Origin of the sequence: Rhodococcus sp. UFZ-B548 (genome assembly GCF_903819475.1) — a bacterium.
GTDB classification, from domain to species: Bacteria; Actinomycetota; Actinomycetes; order Mycobacteriales; family Mycobacteriaceae; genus Rhodococcus_F; species Rhodococcus_F erythropolis.
The window spans coordinates 1-15,770 of the sequence record NZ_CAIJDS010000048.1; the positions used below are offsets into that span (position 1 = coordinate 1).

Sequence of the window (15,770 nt, forward strand, 5' to 3'; positions counted from 1 at the left end):
GGCCTACCAGCAAGGTTTTGAGATATGTCAAAACTGCGTGCAGATAATTCGGGTGTCACAGCCATATTGCAGCGCCACGGTTTCGACGGGTGGTACGTGCTCGAGCAGGACACCATTCTGGCCGAGGCTCCGTCCGACGAGGGACCGGTGCGCGATGTGCGAGCGAGCGTCGAGTATCTGCGGTCGGTTCTGTGACACCTGCCCCGCTGCGGATAGGCATTCTGGGAGCCTCACGCATCGCCGAGAACGCGATGATCAAACCTGCAACGGCCACCGGGCACCGCCTGGTGGCCGTTGCCGCACGCAGCCCCGAGCGGGCCAGAGCCTATGCAGCCCAGCATGGGATCGAACGGGTGGTCGGTTCGTACGCCGAGCTGATCTCGGATCCGGAGGTGGACGTCGTCTACAACGCGCTGCCCAACAGCCTGCACGGACCGTGGAATCTCGCCGCCGTTCAGGCCGGCAAGCACGTGCTGACGGAGAAACCGTTTTCGAGCAACGCGGTGGAAGCGCGTGCTGTAGCCGAAGCAGCACGCGTGAGCGGAGTGACGCTTCTCGAGGGGTTCCACTACCTCTTTCATCCGGTGAACCGGCGCCTGCTGGATGTGGTTCGGAGCGGCACAGTCGGCGCGGTCACTCGAGTGGAAACCGTACTGCGGATGCCCAAACCATCCGAGAACGACCCGCGGTGGGAGCTCGCCTTGGCAGGCGGGTCACTGATGGACCTGGGCTGCTACGGGTTACATGCTTCCCGGATGCTGAGTGACGTCTGTGGTGGTGCGCCGGTGGTGACCGAGACCCGCCACGAGGAATACGCTCCGGGGGTCGATTCGTGGTTCGACATCGAACTCGAGTATCCCGGCGGAGCGCGGGCATCCGTTGTGACAACGATGTTGGACGAGCAGTACCACTTCACCTTCCGGGTCTTCGGAACCAACGGAGACGTCCTGGTGCACAACTTCCTCCAGCCGGACGTCGACGACCGTGTCTCCGTCACTGTCGATGGGCGCACGAGTATCGAGCATCTGGGCACGAAGTCGTCGTACACCTGGCAACTCGAAGCGTTCGCCGATCATCTGTCCGGGGTCTCGGCGCTGCCGATCGGACCGGGCGACGCGGTAGCCAACATGACGATGATCGACGAGGCGTACATGCATTCCGGCCTCGGGGTTCGGCCGACGACCATCCTCTGACGAAACGACTACAGCCTCGGTTCGATTCGAACCGAGGCTGTAGTCGCGAGGTTTTGATCTAACGGCGAAGCTCGTGGGTCAGTGTCTCGAGCTCGTCACCGCCCGCCATCTCCTTGGTCAGTTCTTCGAGTGAGATGTCGTCGTACTTGGCGTCGAGCTTCTGCCTGCCTCGGTTGAGGAGCACGAAGTGATCGCCGACCATGTACGCGTGGTGCGGATTGTGCGTGATGAAGATGACGCCGAATCCCTGTTCCTTGGCAGCGGTGATGTAGCGCAACACCATTCCCGACTGCTTGACGCCGAGCGCTGCTGTCGGCTCGTCGAGAATCAGCACGCGGGCACCGAAGAAGATGGCGCGGGCGATGGCAACACACTGACGCTGACCGCCGGAGAGACTACCAATCGGTGCGTCGACGTCAGGCAGTTCGATGCCCATCTTCGACAGTTCCGAAAGAGTCGTCGCGCGCATGGCGTTGGCGTCGAGCGACTTGATCAGACCACCCTTGCGCAGTTCCTGCCCGAGGAAGAAGTTGCGCCACACCGGCATCAACGCAACAACGGCGAGGTCCTGATAGACCGTGGCGATGCCTTTGCCAAGCGCTTCTTTAGGCGAGTGGAACGTTGTCGGTTCGCCGTCGACGAGTAGTTCACCTTCGCTCTGCTGGTGCAGACCGGCGATGATCTTGATCAGCGTGGACTTGCCTGCACCGTTGTCACCGAGCACACCGGTCACTTCACCCGCACCGACGCGCAGGTTGATTCCCTTGAGCGCGATGATGTTTCCGTATTGCTTACCGACGTCCTTGAGCTCGATCAGTGGCACGTTGCCGCCCGAGTTCGAGAGAGCGGGAACTTCAGCTGTGGTACTCATGTGTCACCTTTTCGCAGCGTAGTTGCGGAATGCGTTGTTGGCGATGACCGCGAACAGCAGCATGGCGCCGAGGAAGAACTTGAACCAGTCCGGGTTCCAGCCTGCGTAGACGATGCCCTGGTTGGTCATACCGAAGATGAATGCGCCGATCGCAGCGCCGATCGCGGTTCCGTAACCACCGGTGAGCAAACAACCGCCGATGACTGCGGCGATGATGTACAGGAACTCGTTACCGACACCCTGACCGGACTGAACGGTATTGAACGAGAACAGCAGATGCATGCCCACGAACCAGGCAGCAAAGCCGACGGTCATGAACAAACCGATCTTGACTGCGGTCACCGGCACACCGATCGCGCGGGCACTGTCCTGATTGCCGCCGACCGCGAAGATCCAGTTGCCGATCTTGGTCTTGAACAAAACAAATGTTGCAATCGCGGTGAACAGCAGCCACCACACGACCGTGATCTTGACGGACACCCCGAAGACCGAGAACGACGACGCGAATACCTTTTTCGCGGAATCGAATCCGGCCATGTCGGAGACGCTGGGTGTGGCAACCTGACCACTCACGAGCTTGGTGACGGCCAGGTTGATTCCGGTCAACATCAGGAACGAGCTCAGGGTGATGAGGAAGCTGGGAATCTTCGTCTTCATGACGAGGTAGCCGTTGAAGAATCCGACCGCGAGCGAAACGACCAGCGCCAGAATCGCACCCACCCACAGATTGAGGTGCAGGTTGTAGGCGATCATCGACGCGGCGAGCGAGGACGTGGTGACTGCGACGCCGGCGGAAAGGTCGAATTCGCCGCCGATCATGAGCAGGGCGACCGCACAAGCCATGATGCCGATCGTGGAGCTGGAGTAGAGCACTGTCGCAAGCGCTTCCGGCGTACGGAACGGTGCCGCGACGATACAGAAGAAGATGAAGATGGCGATGGCGCCGACAAGTGAACCCATCTCCGGGCGGAGCAGTAGGCGCTGAATGCGCTTTTGCTCCTTCACCCGTTCATCGGTCACGACTTTGTGGGCGGCAAGGTCGAGATCTGCCTGAGTGGACATGATTTCCCTTCCGTGCTGGACAGGCGCACGGAGGGCGGACTCTCAGCCCTCCGTGCGCCTGGATCAGCGAGTTCCGTTCTTGGCGTACTCGGCGACCGAGTCGATGTTGGTGTTGTCGATGAACGCGGGTCCGGTCAGGGTCGGCAAGCCGCCACCGATCACGTTGCCGTTGTTGAGGTAGAGCCACAGCGAATCGATAGCGAGGTAGCCCTGCAGGAAGGGTTGCTGGTCCACTGCCCACTGCACGTCACCGGATTTGATGGCGTCGACGAGCGCCGCGTTGGTGTCGAAAGTGACGACCTTCGCCTTGCTGCCCGCATTGCCGACCGACGTCACGGACGTCAAAGCAAATGGAGCACCGAGTGCGAGAACTCGATCGATTGCCGGGTCCTGTTGAAGTTTCGCGGTGATGGTCGATTCCACCGACGGCATGTCCTTGCCGTTGACGTTGAGAATCTCCGTCGTTCCCTTGAACGACTTCTTCACTCCGGCACAACGTGATTCGAGGCTCACGTTGCCCTGCTCCTGAATGACGCACAACACCTTGGTGGCACCTTCGGTGTTGAGTCGCTCGCCGGCAGCTTCACCGGCAATCGACTCGTCCTGACCGAAGTACTCCTTGACACCCATGTCCTTCCAGGTTTCGAGGCCCGAGTTGAGGGCGACCACCGGAATGCCCGCAGCGGTGGCACTTTGGACCGCGGCAACCATGGCGTCGGGCTTCGCGAGGGTCACGGCAATCCCGTCGACCTTGCTGTCGATCGCACTCTGAACCAAGTTGGCCTGATTCGGCGCCTCGGGATCGGCGGAGTACCGAAGCTCGATGTTGTCCTTGGCCGCTGCGGTTTCGGCTCCCTTGCGCACCAGATCCCAGAACGTGTCACCGGGAACTTCGTGAGTGATCATCGCAATGGTGGCGCGGGGCGTGTCCGCCGTACCCGCGCCCATTCCGGATCCGGAAGAATCCGGCTTTCCGCCGGTGCTTGAACAGGCGGCCAGACCCAAGACCACGACTGAGGCTCCGGCCAGTACGGCAACGCTCTTGCGTCCCGTGAGAAACGACATGTGAACTCCCTCTCGACATCAACCAACGGCCCGCGAACGGATGGTGCTCGGTTGTATGTGAAAGATGTAATACCCGTCACAGTCGAATGTCAATAGTTTGTTCTGACATTAGGACTGCTTATCAAAGACCGAACAAACTGGTTGAAGTCGAAACTGCAGGTCAATGCCCTGCGGGTCCAGCTGAACCTCGAACCACCAGTTGTGGCTGCGCGACAATGTCCTTGCCCAATGGCCCACTTCCGCCGTCGAGGCGTTCGGAGATCCGCTCCACCGCGGCGCCGCCCAGAAACGCCGTGTCCTGCCCGACACTGGTCAGATCGATGTGCGCCAAACCTGCCAATGCACTGTTGTCGAATCCGATCACGGAAACGTCGCCAGGCACTGAGATCCCGGCACGCAGGAAGACGTCGAGAACTCCGAGCGCGCAGCGATCGTTGAAAGCGAAGACCGCCCCGGGTAACCCACCCTCGACCATCGACCTGGCGGCAGCTGCGCCGAACTCCTCCGTGAGACCGCCAGGAAGAATTCTCGGCTCCAGACCTGCCGCTCGCATGGCCTTGCGGTAGCCCTGACACCGTTCCTGGGCGCCCGGGCCTCGCCCGCCGTCGACGTGGGCGATCGAGCGGTGCCCGAGTTCGACAAGGTGATTCACGGCCATCACCGCGCCCGCCTCGTCATCTGTTCGGACAACATCCACGTGCACTGACGACATCTTCCGCGCGATTACGACAACGGGAACCTTGTCGGCCAGGTCGACGATCTCTGCTTCCGGCGCCTGTGAACCCAACAGCAAGATCGCCTCACACCGGTCGTCGAGCAGGGTCCGCGTTGCACGAGAATCCGGCCGTCGCTCCGAGACCGCACTGAGGACGACGTCGTAGCGCGACCGTTCGGCGGCCACATAGATTTCGTCTAGCAGCTCCGCGTGAAATGTTTGCGCCGCAACGTAACTGACACCGATCAGGCGGCTGCGATGTTGGCGCAGCAGTCGCGCCGCGTTGTCGGGTCGATAGCCGAGTTCGTCCGCGGCCGCCTTGACCCGTACCCGCGTCGCATCGCTGGCACCTGGGACATCACGAATGACGATGGACACCAGAGCGCGTGACACACCGGCCAGGTCTGCTACGTCTTGCAAGGTGGGGCGTCGACTGTTCACCTCCACAGACTAGATCGTTCCAGCGAATAAGCACCGAAGCATTGACGCGCGCCGCATCCGGCGCTTTACTGGCATGGACTAGAACGATCTAGTTCCTCATTCTCACTCCGAACGGAGCCCCCATGTCTGCCTCTGTTGCAGTCGGTCTCATTGGCGCCGGATGGATCGGCCGCTTCCACGGCGAGTCCGTCGCGCTGCGTATCCCCGGCACCCGTCTCGTCGCCGTCGCCGATCCTGCGCCCGGCGCTGCGGCGTCGTTGATCGAACGTGTCAGTCCCGACGCCCGCGCGTACACCGACGCCCTTGAGCTGATTGCCGATCCGACCGTCGAAGCGGTGCTCATCAGTACGCCCGCATCAACTCACACCGATCTCGTGGTGGCCGCCGCGGAGGCCGGCAAACATGTCTTTTGCGAAAAGCCGATGGCCTTGACACTCGAGGACGCCGATCGCGCGATCGGCGCGTGTGCCGCGAACAACGTTGCGCTGCAAGTCGGTTTCAACCGGCGCTTCGCCGCCGACTTCACCGCGGCCCACGACGTGATCACCGCCGGCGGGATCGGAACCCCACAGCTACTTCGTTCTCTGACCCGCGACCCAGGAATCACCGCCGACGTCGCCTCCCGAGTCAAGCCGTGGACGATCTTCAACGAGACACTGATTCACGACTTCGACGCTCTGCTCTGGCTCAACCCCGGGGCACGCGTCGTCGAGGTGTTCGCGCAGGCCGATGCTCTCATCCATCCGCAGTACAAGGAGCAGGGGTACCTCGACACGTCGATGGTTCAGTTGCGCTTCGACAACGGCGCCCTCGCGTCGGCCGAGGCCAACTTCCAAGCCACCTACGGTTACGACGTTCGCGGCGAAGTTTTCGGTTCCGGTGGAATGGTGAGTGCAGGCGAGGTCACGCGGACCGCGATGCGTCATTACAGCTCACCGGGCGTTCTGGCCGACACACCTCGGGTGAACATCGAACTGTTTCACGACGCCTATGTCGCCCAGTTGGCGCACTTCGCAGACTGCATCCGCTCCGGCAGCGCGCCGTCGGTCGACGGTCTGGATGCCCGCAATGCGCTGGAAATTGCATTGGCCGCAAAGGAATCCGTGGAAACCGGACTACCCGTATCATTGCTGGCGGTGCCGCAGTGAGCCCCTTCGATTTGGCGGTCTCTGCCGAGATGACGTTCACCGAACTCCCTGTCGTCGAGCGTGTTCGGCGGATCTCGGAGGCGGGGTTCGCAGCTGAGATCTGGAGTTGGCAAGACAAGGACCTCGATGCTCTGGTCGCCACCGGAGCTCGGTTCTCCTCGATGACCGGCTATCTCCACGGCGATTTGTTCGACGAAGCCGGCAGCGCCGAACTGGTACGCACAGCGGCGCTATGCCTCGCTCCGGCAGCGAAACTCGGCGTTCCCCGGCTGAACTTCCATACCGGCGAGCTGATCGACGGACAGGCTGCGCGCCCGCAGTATCGAACTACGGGAGCGATGTGGCTGACCGCCCAACGCGCTCTCGAGAAGATCGCGAGACTGGGCGAAGAAGCCGGAGTCGTCTTCTGCCTCGAGAATCTCAATACGATCGTCGATCACCCCGGCGTACCGATGGCCCGCGCCAAAGACACTCTGGCACTGGTGGAATCCGTCTCACACCCCAACCTCAAGATGATGCTCGACCTCTACCACGCACAGATCGGCGAAGGAAACCTCATCGAACTCGTGCGGCGTTGTGGTGACAACATCGGCGAGATTCAGGTGGCCGACGTACCCGGCCGATGCGAACCCGGAACCGGCGAGATCAACTACCCCGCCATCGCACGCGTGCTCGCCGACCAGGGTTACACCGGCACGATCGGTTTGGAGGGCTGGGCATCCGGAGACAGTGACACCGCACTCACTGCTTTCCGGAAGGCCTTTACGCTCTAGCCCTCACCCGGGAACGTGATCCCCACGTGACGGCGGATCTCGTCGAGGATGTCGAGCGTCGCAATGGCCGCGTCGAGCGGATGGACCGGCGACTCGATATCCCCGGCGGTGATCCGCCGCGCCGCCTCGGCCGCCTCGAATGCGAGACCTCCGACGTATCCGTCGACCGGATCGTCGTAGCGCGCAGATCTTCCGTCACCTAGCCGAACAGTGAAGGCCCCGGGCCGGTAGAACGTCGAGTCCAGAACGATCATCCCCTTGTCGCCGCAGATCGAGGCCGTGTTGGGCGTGTCAGCAAGGATCGTGGTGTTCAGACTGGCCTGAGCAATGCCTGCCCAGGACAGAACCGCTGAGATCTGGCCGTTCACCATGTCATTCGCCGGCTCGCCCAGGGCAGCAACCGCAGTAGGAACACCCAATACCCGATACGCGAGACTGACCGGATAGGTCCCGAGGTCGAGAAGTGGACCACCCGCAAGCGCTGGATCGTAGATACGATGATCGGTCTCGAACCGTTCGCCGTGATCGGCCAGAACCGTGCGTATGGTTCCCAGCAGTCCAGCCTCGAGGATCTGGTCGATCACGTCGAACTTGGGCAGGAACGACGTCCACATCGCCTCCATGCAAAAAGTCCGAGCGCAGCCGCCCGCTCCTGAATCGCCCGTCCCTGCGCTCCGTTCAAAGCCAGCGGCTTTTCGATCACGACATGCTTGCCGTGATCCAATGCCGCCATCGCGCAATCGAAATGAGCAGTGTGCGGTGTTGCGACATAGACGACGTCCACATCCTCGGAGGCAAGCAAAGCGTCGTAGCTACCGTGAGCGCGTCGGATCCCCCAATTGTCCGCGAAGGCCTGAGCGCGGGTGAGTCCGCGCGAAGCGACGGCCGTGACTTCCTGCGCTGTATTTCTCTGGAGTGACTCCACGAAGCGCTGTGCGATCCAGCCAGGCCCGAGGATCCCCCAGCGCAAAGTCGGAGCGTCGACCGGATCAGGGACCCGGGTGCGAGGGAGTTCCAGAACTGTAGAAGATGTCATGCCTCGAACTGTAGAGTCGAACCTCGAATTATGTAAGGACATTAGGTTGTCCATTTCAATCCTCTGGAAGTAGGAACCTCATGTCGATTCGTGTCGGTGTGATCGGAACCGGCGTCATGGGCGCCGACCACGTCCGCAATCTCCACTCCACGGTCTCCGGGGCAAGGGTCTCTGTGGTTGCAGACCTCGATCAAGAGCGAGCAAAGTCCGTAGCATCAGCAGTCGGCGCACGGTGGGTGACCGATCCGTTGAAACTGATCAACGACGCCGGTGTGGACGCCGTAGTCATCGCTTCCCATGATTCAACGCATGCCGACCTCACGCTTGCTGCTGTCGAAGCCGGAAAACCGGTTCTGTGTGAAAAGCCCCTCGCAGTGACAGCAGAGGACTGCCGACTCGTCGCTGCGGCCGAGAACCCCGAAAGCCCCCTTGTGAGCGTCGGATTCATGCGCCGCTTCGATCCGGGATACGTGGCGCTGAAGGCCGAAACACATTCCGGCCGTATCGGTGACCCACTGATCGTGCACTGCTCGAGTCGCACTGTCAGCGCCTACCCGGGTGGCAGCTCGGAATCCACGGTGACCAACTCCGCGATTCACGAACTCGACATCGTGCCGTGGATCTTGAACTCCCCCGTCGTCGCAGCCAGCTGGCACTGCGGGCGCTCGAGTTCGCTGGTGAACGATCGCCAGGATCCGCAGATAATCATGCTGCGCACCGCCGACGGCGTTCTCACCACGGTCGAGGTCTTTCTCAACGCGCGGTACGGCTACGACACTCGGTGCGAGGTCGTGGGCGAAATCGGCGCCGCTCGTCTCGCCGAACCGGTGGTCATCCACACCGACGCGGATCGATCCCACTCGTACGGCTATGCGGCGGATTGGATTCCGCGTTTTGCCGAGTCGTATCGGCGCCAATTTCAAGAGTGGATCGACGCATTGAGCACCGGAAGACCGTCGACCTTGGCCACAGCCGCGGACGGCCTGCGGGCAAATCTCGTGGCAGCTGCCGTGATCAAGTCGATGCACTCCGCGGGGACAACTGTCTCGGTCGAGCCCGTGGGGGAAAGTTTCTGAGGTCTTTTTGATGGATTTCAGGGGTAGTTTCGATGGGTTCTCCTTGGCAGTCTTTGAGGTACAGCGCATCTTGAACACCGCAGGAAAGGCCCCGAATGACTCCATCACTGACCAACCACACCGTGCCGTCCGCAGGTAGGTTGCACCGAGAAGACTGCAACATCGACGACTTCGCCGCTTTGGTCGCGCACGACACCGACCTTGCCGATTACCCGTACGCCGATTCAGTGGCCGACGGGGTTCTTCTGTACCGCTCCGAAGCATTGGTAGAGCAATCGTCGAATCCTGAAACCCGGGCCGAGATCCAAGACGAGATCGCCCGGGCGTTACTCACCGGCCCCGGCATCACAGTCTTTCAAGGCGCGTTCGACGCGGAGATACTGGATCGCGCCAGCGCGGTCTTCCGTGAACTCATTGCACGCCAACACGAATCCGGTGCAGCGTCCGGAGATCACTTCGCCAAACCTGGTGCCAATGACCGAATCTGGAGCGCACAACTGAAGTTGGCGCTCGAAGATCCCAAGGCTTACGTCGACTACTTCGCAAACAGCATTGTCGCTTTGGCTTCGGAAGCGTGGCTCGGCCCCATGTATCAGGTGACGTCGGACGTCAACGTCGTCAATCCCGGTGGCGCCGCACAGAATCCACATCGCGACTACCACCTCGGTTTCATGTCGAGCGACGTAGCCGCGAAGTTTCGGGCGCATGTTCACCGCTTGACCCCTGCCCTCACCTTGCAAGGTGCAGTCGCCCACGTGGATATGCCGGCCGAGACGGGCCCGACCAAGTATCTGCCGTACTCGCAGCAATTCGAATCCGGATACCTCGCGTTCGAGCGTCCCGAGTTCAAGGAGTTCTTCGAAGCCAACTACGTCCAATTACCTTTGAAGAAGGGAGATGCCGTCTTCTTCAACCCAGCCCTGTTCCACGCGGCAGGCCACAACAAGTCCGCCGACGTCCTGCGTATGGCAAATCTCCTACAGGTGTCGTCGGCCTTCGGTCGAGCCCTCGGAACCATCGACCGGGAGGCACTCGTCAACGCGATCTATCCGGCACTGCTCGCTCTCAGCGAGGCGGGGTCCGACGAGGCAGTTCGGTGTGCCGTCGCCGCCTCGGCCGAGGGCTACGCCTTCCCGACCAATCTGGACCGAGACCAACCGATCGACGGCCTCGCGCCTCAGACGCAGGCCGAACTCGTGACGGAGGCGGTTCGCGAGCGGATCTCACCTGGTCGACTGGCCGATCTACTGAAGGCACAGTCCGAGAGACGAATGAGCTGAGGGACGGCAGCACTGAAGAGACTTGGGCCGCTTAATGCCGATCGGTCGGTACGCTCGAAGTATGGGGTGGGACTTGTTAGTGCTGTTCGCCATGATCGGCCCGTTGGCGACGTTCGGGTGGGCGGCTGTTCGGGCGAAGCGCCGCGGACTCGGTGGCTCGTTCGTGGGGCCGTTTCAGGAAATGTTCGATCCTGGTGCGGCGCGAGCACAGACGGTCATCGAACAGATCGCGGAACTGCCGGATCCTGCGGACTCCGGCGACCCGGACAACGATGACGATGTGCCGTACACAGTCACCTATGAGGGTGTTCGGCTCCACATCAATCCAGGTAGGGCTCGACAGCGTGGAGGCGAAGGGACCGCCAAGCACGCTGACTGAAAGTTGCACCAGATACAACATTCTGTATGGGGTTTTTTCGACGTGCAGTACAGGGATCGCTACTGTTCGAGAATTCGGGTGAGGGAGAACTGGTTCGGTCAGGGCCGGCGCAGTTGATAGGTGACACCGTTTTCCAACTCGTCCGAGCTGAACGACTTCGGGGAAAAGCGGCCCAAGCTCACCTCGTAGTTTTTCTGGTTTGCGGGGACGGCATCAAAATGTGCGGTGTAGGAGCACGTGCTCATTCCGTCAGGAAGTTGATCGATTGCCTCGACCTCGAGTGTCGACCTGACGGATGCAGCGCCACTGCCCCCGAAAATTTGAATCTGGTCGTTCGGAGCGACACGGATCGAGTCGATCACGCACTCTCCAGAGCCGGCCTCGACTTGCTCTGCCTGACCGGTCACCGTCAATGTGGCAGTAAATGTCTTCGGCACATCGACATTGGTCGTGCAGCCCGTGAGTATCAGCACTCCGACGGCGATCAAGGCCGCGGGCGCGATCTGCCCCAATCCTTGTCCCATAAACGGCAACGGTAGTGCACCCGAGGTGTCACGGTGCTCGGTTACCGAAATCGAAGGGTCACGCGCGGTCCCTCGCCGACCGGCCGAACCATGTGGACAGCTGAGTATCCAACTCCGCCTGCGTATCCCCGACCCATGCCACATGACCGTCCGGCCGAAGCAGGACGGCCGGAGCTTCCAATTCAGTGCTTGTGTCAACGATATGGTCGGCGCGATCGCTCCAACCGTCGACGGACAGTTGGCCACCCTGGTCGAGCAGAAGTCCGCGGCCGGATCGCATCAGGTCGTACAGGTTGCCGCGCGTCAACGCGATGTTCCGCAGCCGCCGACCGAGTAGGTCGTCGCCTTCGCCGAAATCGTAGCGAATCGAGATCGCAGTGATCTTCTCGGTCAGATAGCGCTTGACGTCTTCGAATTCCATCAGCTCGGAGATCAAGCGCCGCACCGCTTGTGGTCCGGCAGCGGTGGAGATCAACTCGGCCTGGGCGCGCGTGTTGTCCAGCACGTCGGCAGCCACCGGACGCCGTTCCGATTCGTACGTGTCGAGCAGGCCCTCCGGTGCCCAGCCGTTGATCTCGGCGGCGAGCTTCCAGCCGAGGTTGAAGGCGTCCTGCACACCGAGATTGAGACCTTGACCGCCCATCGGTGGGTGGATGTGTGCGGCGTCGCCGGCGAGAAACACCCGGTCGCGCCGGTAGTGCTCCGCCAGACGAGTGGCGTCGCCGAAGCGCGAGAGCCACCGCGGCGAGTGCACACCGAAGTCAGTACCGGCAATGGCCAGTAGCTGTTGTTTGATGTCGTCGAGGGTGGTCGGTGTTGCGCGGCCGTCGGCAACTTCTGCCGCAGGAACCACGACACGAAAAGCACCATTGCCGGCGGGACCGACTCCGAATCGTTTGTGCGTTTCCCGGATTTCGGCGACAACGGCGGCCAGTTCATCAGCGGGCATGGTCACGTCCATTTCGCCGATCAACGTGTCGGCGCTCGACGGCTCGCCGGGAAACCCGACGTCGATCAGCTTCCGAACAGTGCTGCGGCCGCCGTCGCAGCCCACGAGGTAACGCGCGTGAAGTGTTGTGCCGTCGGACAATTCCGCTGTGACGTTGTCGGTATCTTGACGGATCGCGACGACGCGCTTCCCTCGCTGAATGTCCGCGCCGACTTCGGTGGCATGTTCGGCAAGAATCCTGTCGATCTCGGGCTGAGGTATTCCCAGTACGTACCCGTGCGCAGTATCGAGGTGCGCGGGTGCCGGTTTGCTGATCCCCGCGAAGAATCCACCGAGCGGATACTTGCGGCCGTGCGCGAGGAACTTGTCCAGCAACCCGCGCTGCTCCATGATTTCGATGCTGCGCACATGGATGCCGAGGGCACGGACGAACTGAGTCGGCTCCTCGTCCTTGTCCACGACGACGACATCGACGCCCTGTAGCCGGAGCTCACCTGCCAGCATCAATCCAGTTGGTCCAGCACCGACAATGATGACGTCACTCATGCGATCCCCTCCTTCGGGCAAGGCTTTTGCTTGCTCGCAGCAGACGAGTGTGCACCATCACCGGGGCCTTGCCGCAAGCCCCGGGTCCCGCGTTATGATGAAGGTGGCGGAAGACGCTTCATTATCGGCGCACCAACACCACAGCACCCGTATCGCGTGGGAGCCGCCAACTCTCGATCACCGTCGGCACCAGCATGGCCCCGAGAACACCCAGCGTCAGAGAAAACGGCACTCCGCCGCTCAGATCCTCCGACTCCGCCAACGGTGTGCAGAGCGTGATCACCAACGCGGACAGTGCAATACCCAGACCGGATGCCAACTCTTGCAGCGTTGCATGCAGAGTATTTGCATCGGTCAGCTCACCCGAGTCGACGTCGGCGAACGCCAAGCTGTTGTACGCGGTGAACCCGATGGATCGCAACGCGCCACTGACAAACAGTGCGACAGCGATAACGACGTCCGGTGTCGTCGACGAGATCAGTACCAGCGCACCGAAGCACACCACGGACAGAACTCCGTTTCCCACCAGAACTCGTCTGATCCCGAATCTGCGCATGAGCGGAGTGGTGAGCGGTTTGATCGCGATATTCCCCGCGAACAGAGCCATCACCAGCAGACCGGCCTTGAACGCCGACATTCCGAATCCCACTTGGAACAACAACGGCAGCACAAACGGCACGCCCATGATCACGAGCCGGTACAGCGAGCCGCTCGACGCGACGAGCCGAAACGATCGAAGTCGGAGGACGCGGAGCGCGATGAGCGGGTGATCCGACCGGATGAGGTGAATGACGGCCAAGCTCAACAAGATCAGAGCCGCAATGATCCCGAGGCCCACTCGTAGCCAGTCGGTTCCGGCACTGTGCACGCTGTCGAGCGCCACGACAAGCACTGCCACGCCTGCTCCGATCACCACCAATCCCAGCCAGTCGAGGCTCCGTTTCTGTGTTTGCCGAATGTCGGGCACCATGCGCAATGCCAGCAGAAACCCGACGATCCCGATCGGAACGTTGATCAGAAAGATCCAGCGCCACGAAGCGATCGACACGATGGCTCCACCCACAGCGGGCGCAAGAACCGGCGCTGTGAGCGCCGGCCACGTCAAGTAAGCGATAGCCCGTACGAGTTCCGCCTTCGACGTCACCCGCAATACTGCGAGCCGCCCTACCGGCACCATCATGGCGCCGCCTACCCCTTGTAGTGCGCGCATCCCCACCAGCATCGGGAGGGAGGTGCTCAGTGCACATCCCACCGACGCCGCCGTGAAAACGGCTATGGCAGAGATGAAGACACGTCGCGTTCCGAACCTGTCGGCCATCCATCCGCTCGCCGGGATCAGGACGGCCAACACCAGGAGGTACGAAGAAACGGCGACATTGACGTCGACGGCGTCAACTCCGAAGGATTGGGCGATCGACGGCAGTGCGGTTGCGAGAATCGTCGCGTCGAGCATCTCCATGAACAGTGCTGCTGCCACGAGCAACGCCAGTCCGCGGGGAAATGTCACTGCACCAGAGCCTTTCGGAGCGATTCTCGATCAGCCGAGAGAAATCCAGCCACCGGAGGAGACCGAGGCAACCATCGCGTCCAGAGCCTGCGCCGACGCGACAGCATCAGCGATGGTCGCGCCCTGCGGCGCTCCGTCCAAGATCGAAGAGACGAAATTGCGAGCCTCGATGACCTTCAGGTCGTCATAACCCATGGCGTTGGCCGCGCCGGGTTGGAAGCGTCCGAACTCACCTGACTCGGGGCCGACCAAAACCGTCGTGACGGATTGGTCCTGGTACTTCGAGCCGAGGCTGGTGCCCAGTTCACCCATCCGGCGGTAATCCCAGAACACGGCACCCTTCGTACCGTGAATCTCGAATCCGTAGTTGTTCTGCTCTCCCACGGCGACTCGGCACGCTTCGAGGGTGCAGCGGCCGCCCGAGCCGAGCCGCAGCAGTGCGCTGACGAAGTCTTCGTTCTCGACAGCTCCCATCTCCCCGCCGCTGGCTCGGGCATGTCCACTGGTAGCGGCGGACGGACGCGCACGCTCCGGGATGAAGATCGCAGTATCAGCAACGAGAGCGTCGACGTCACCGAGAAGATGACGAATCAGATCGATGCCGTGCGAAGCCAAGTCGCCCAGGACGCCGGCGCCGCCGCGCTCACGCTCGTATCGCCAACTCAAAGCGCCTTCAGGGTGGGCCGCATAGTCGCTGAGGAAACGAAAACGCGAGTGCGTGATCGTGCCCAACTCCCCTGAGTCGATCAGGCTTTTTGCCAGGGCCACAGCCGGCGCGTTTCGGTAGTTGAAGCCGACGGTCGACTGCACACCGGCCTTCGAGACTGCTGCGGCAACAGCTTTGGCGTCTTCCGTGGACAACCCGACGGGCTTCTCGATCCAGATGTGTTTGCCGGCCTCTGCCATTGCGACGCCGATTTCACGGTGCAAGAAGTTCGGGGCCGTGATGCTCACCGCGTCGATGGCCGGATCGGCTGCGATATCGCGCCAGTCCTGGGTGAAAGCTTCGAAACCGAATTGGTCCGCCGCTTCCTCCCCTCGGCCCGGCACCTCGTCGGCGACGGCGGCCAGGCGGATCACGGGAAGCTGGGGATAGTGCTGCCGCAGACGCAGATACGCCTGCGTGTGTACGCGGCCCATCCATCCGAATCCGGCAACTGCTACTGAAATGCCTGTCATGAGGCTCCGTTCGGGTCAAATGATCG

The 15,770-nt window shown here is 61.7% G+C and carries 16 protein-coding genes and 1 pseudogene; 7 read left to right on the forward strand and 10 right to left on the reverse strand.

From position 1 onward, the window contains the following. Positions 1-42 precede the first annotated feature (42 nt). Positions 43-195: pseudogene (locus tag H7C86_RS28910) on the forward strand (inosose dehydratase); the annotation flags it as partial. After that, positions 192-1,193: a Gfo/Idh/MocA family protein gene (locus H7C86_RS28915; protein ID WP_134998752.1), complete on the forward strand. Its 1,002-nt coding sequence runs from the start codon at positions 192-194 to the stop codon at positions 1,191-1,193. The pseudogene H7C86_RS28910 and the gene H7C86_RS28915, both read left to right, overlap by 4 nt. A 58-nt stretch (positions 1,194-1,251) precedes the next feature. On the opposite strand, the gene H7C86_RS28920 is transcribed toward H7C86_RS28915, so the two are convergent. The 4 genes from H7C86_RS28920 to H7C86_RS28935 form a co-directional block, all read right to left on the reverse strand. Next, positions 1,252-2,064, reverse strand: coding sequence for an ATP-binding cassette domain-containing protein (locus H7C86_RS28920; RefSeq protein WP_007727336.1), 813 nt, complete (start codon positions 2,062-2,064; stop codon positions 1,252-1,254). 3 nt (positions 2,065-2,067) lie between these two features. Next, a complete protein-coding gene (locus H7C86_RS28925; RefSeq protein ID WP_003940759.1) occupies positions 2,068-3,126 on the reverse strand; it encodes an ABC transporter permease in 1,059 nt (352 codons plus the stop codon). A 63-nt stretch (positions 3,127-3,189) separates the two neighbouring features. Next, positions 3,190-4,191 carry a substrate-binding domain-containing protein gene (locus tag H7C86_RS28930; RefSeq protein WP_007727338.1) on the reverse strand — a complete coding sequence of 334 codons (1,002 nt, stop codon included), beginning with the start codon at positions 4,189-4,191 and terminating at the stop codon, positions 3,190-3,192. Positions 4,192-4,351: 160 nt separating this feature from the next. Next, positions 4,352-5,353 carry a LacI family DNA-binding transcriptional regulator gene (locus H7C86_RS28935; RefSeq protein WP_182262722.1) on the reverse strand — a complete coding sequence of 334 codons (1,002 nt, stop codon included), beginning with the start codon at positions 5,351-5,353 and terminating at the stop codon, positions 4,352-4,354. 116 nt (positions 5,354-5,469) lie between these two features. On the opposite strand from H7C86_RS28935, the gene H7C86_RS28940 reads away from it, so the two are divergent. Continuing rightward, positions 5,470-6,495, forward strand: coding sequence for a Gfo/Idh/MocA family oxidoreductase (locus H7C86_RS28940; protein ID WP_019747685.1), 1,026 nt, complete (start codon positions 5,470-5,472; stop codon positions 6,493-6,495). After that, entirely contained in the window at positions 6,492-7,268 is a 777-nt protein-coding gene (locus tag H7C86_RS28945) for a TIM barrel protein (protein ID WP_081098366.1), read from the forward strand. The genes H7C86_RS28940 and H7C86_RS28945 overlap by 4 nt, the downstream gene beginning before the upstream one ends. Here the strand turns inward: H7C86_RS28945 and H7C86_RS37890 are convergent. Next, positions 7,265-7,891 (reverse strand): hypothetical protein, encoded by a 627-nt coding sequence (locus H7C86_RS37890; RefSeq protein WP_308115611.1) that lies wholly within the window; start codon positions 7,889-7,891, stop codon positions 7,265-7,267. The two genes, H7C86_RS28945 and H7C86_RS37890, sit on opposite strands and share 4 nt — an antisense overlap. Next, positions 7,849-8,304: a Gfo/Idh/MocA family oxidoreductase gene (locus tag H7C86_RS37895; RefSeq protein WP_308115612.1), complete on the reverse strand. Its 456-nt coding sequence runs from the start codon at positions 8,302-8,304 to the stop codon at positions 7,849-7,851. The genes H7C86_RS37890 and H7C86_RS37895 overlap by 43 nt, the downstream gene beginning before the upstream one ends. A gap of 80 nt (positions 8,305-8,384) precedes the next feature. On the opposite strand from H7C86_RS37895, the gene H7C86_RS28955 reads away from it, so the two are divergent. From H7C86_RS28955 to H7C86_RS28965, 3 genes are all read left to right on the forward strand, one after another. Beyond that, positions 8,385-9,380: a Gfo/Idh/MocA family oxidoreductase gene (locus H7C86_RS28955; protein WP_134998749.1), complete on the forward strand. Its 996-nt coding sequence runs from the start codon at positions 8,385-8,387 to the stop codon at positions 9,378-9,380. Positions 9,381-9,475: 95 nt separating this feature from the next. Then, positions 9,476-10,660, forward strand: coding sequence for a phytanoyl-CoA dioxygenase family protein (locus H7C86_RS28960; protein ID WP_182262723.1), 1,185 nt, complete (start codon positions 9,476-9,478; stop codon positions 10,658-10,660). Between the two features lie 61 nt (positions 10,661-10,721). Then, positions 10,722-11,039 carry a hypothetical protein gene (locus H7C86_RS28965; RefSeq protein WP_037119347.1) on the forward strand — a complete coding sequence of 106 codons (318 nt, stop codon included), beginning with the start codon at positions 10,722-10,724 and terminating at the stop codon, positions 11,037-11,039. 98 nt (positions 11,040-11,137) lie between these two features. Here the strand turns inward: H7C86_RS28965 and H7C86_RS28970 are convergent, their stop codons facing one another. The 4 genes from H7C86_RS28970 to H7C86_RS28985 form a co-directional block, all read right to left on the reverse strand. Further along, a complete protein-coding gene (locus H7C86_RS28970) occupies positions 11,138-11,563 on the reverse strand; it encodes a hypothetical protein (RefSeq protein WP_019747679.1) in 426 nt (141 codons plus the stop codon). A 58-nt stretch (positions 11,564-11,621) separates the two neighbouring features. Continuing rightward, positions 11,622-13,058, reverse strand: a complete 1,437-nt coding sequence (gene iri / locus H7C86_RS28975; protein ID WP_019747678.1) for a rifampin monooxygenase Iri — start codon at positions 13,056-13,058, stop codon at positions 11,622-11,624. Positions 13,059-13,179: 121 nt separating this feature from the next. Further along, a complete protein-coding gene (locus H7C86_RS28980) occupies positions 13,180-14,565 on the reverse strand; it encodes an MFS transporter (protein WP_134998747.1) in 1,386 nt (461 codons plus the stop codon). A 30-nt stretch (positions 14,566-14,595) separates the two neighbouring features. Further along, the gene (locus H7C86_RS28985) at positions 14,596-15,744 is read right to left on the reverse strand and encodes a Gfo/Idh/MocA family protein (RefSeq protein ID WP_134998746.1); all 1,149 of its coding nucleotides are present in this window, start codon (positions 15,742-15,744) and stop codon (positions 14,596-14,598) included. Positions 15,745-15,770: the final 26 nt, after the last annotated feature.

Excerpts from the sequence above, each read along its gene's own strand:
- H7C86_RS28955 (WP_134998749.1), top strand. The coding sequence starts at position 8,385 with ATGTCGATTCGTGTCGGTGTGATCGGAACCGGCGTCATGGGCGCCGAC.
- H7C86_RS28925 (WP_003940759.1), bottom strand. The coding sequence starts at position 3,126 with ATGTCCACTCAGGCAGATCTCGACCTTGCCGCCCACAAAGTCGTGACC.
- H7C86_RS28970 (WP_019747679.1), bottom strand. The coding sequence starts at position 11,563 with ATGGGACAAGGATTGGGGCAGATCGCGCCCGCGGCCTTGATCGCCGTC.
- H7C86_RS28940 (WP_019747685.1), top strand. The coding sequence starts at position 5,470 with ATGTCTGCCTCTGTTGCAGTCGGTCTCATTGGCGCCGGATGGATCGGC.
- H7C86_RS28985 (WP_134998746.1), bottom strand. The coding sequence starts at position 15,744 with ATGACAGGCATTTCAGTAGCAGTTGCCGGATTCGGATGGATGGGCCGC.
- H7C86_RS37895 (WP_308115612.1), bottom strand. The coding sequence starts at position 8,304 with ATGACATCTTCTACAGTTCTGGAACTCCCTCGCACCCGGGTCCCTGAT.
- H7C86_RS37890 (WP_308115611.1), bottom strand. The coding sequence starts at position 7,891 with ATGGAGGCGATGTGGACGTCGTTCCTGCCCAAGTTCGACGTGATCGAC.
- H7C86_RS28930 (WP_007727338.1), bottom strand. The coding sequence starts at position 4,191 with ATGTCGTTTCTCACGGGACGCAAGAGCGTTGCCGTACTGGCCGGAGCC.
- H7C86_RS28920 (WP_007727336.1), bottom strand. The coding sequence starts at position 2,064 with ATGAGTACCACAGCTGAAGTTCCCGCTCTCTCGAACTCGGGCGGCAAC.
- H7C86_RS28965 (WP_037119347.1), top strand. The coding sequence starts at position 10,722 with ATGGGGTGGGACTTGTTAGTGCTGTTCGCCATGATCGGCCCGTTGGCG.
- iri (WP_019747678.1), bottom strand. The coding sequence starts at position 13,058 with ATGAGTGACGTCATCATTGTCGGTGCTGGACCAACTGGATTGATGCTG.
- H7C86_RS28960 (WP_182262723.1), top strand. The coding sequence starts at position 9,476 with ATGACTCCATCACTGACCAACCACACCGTGCCGTCCGCAGGTAGGTTG.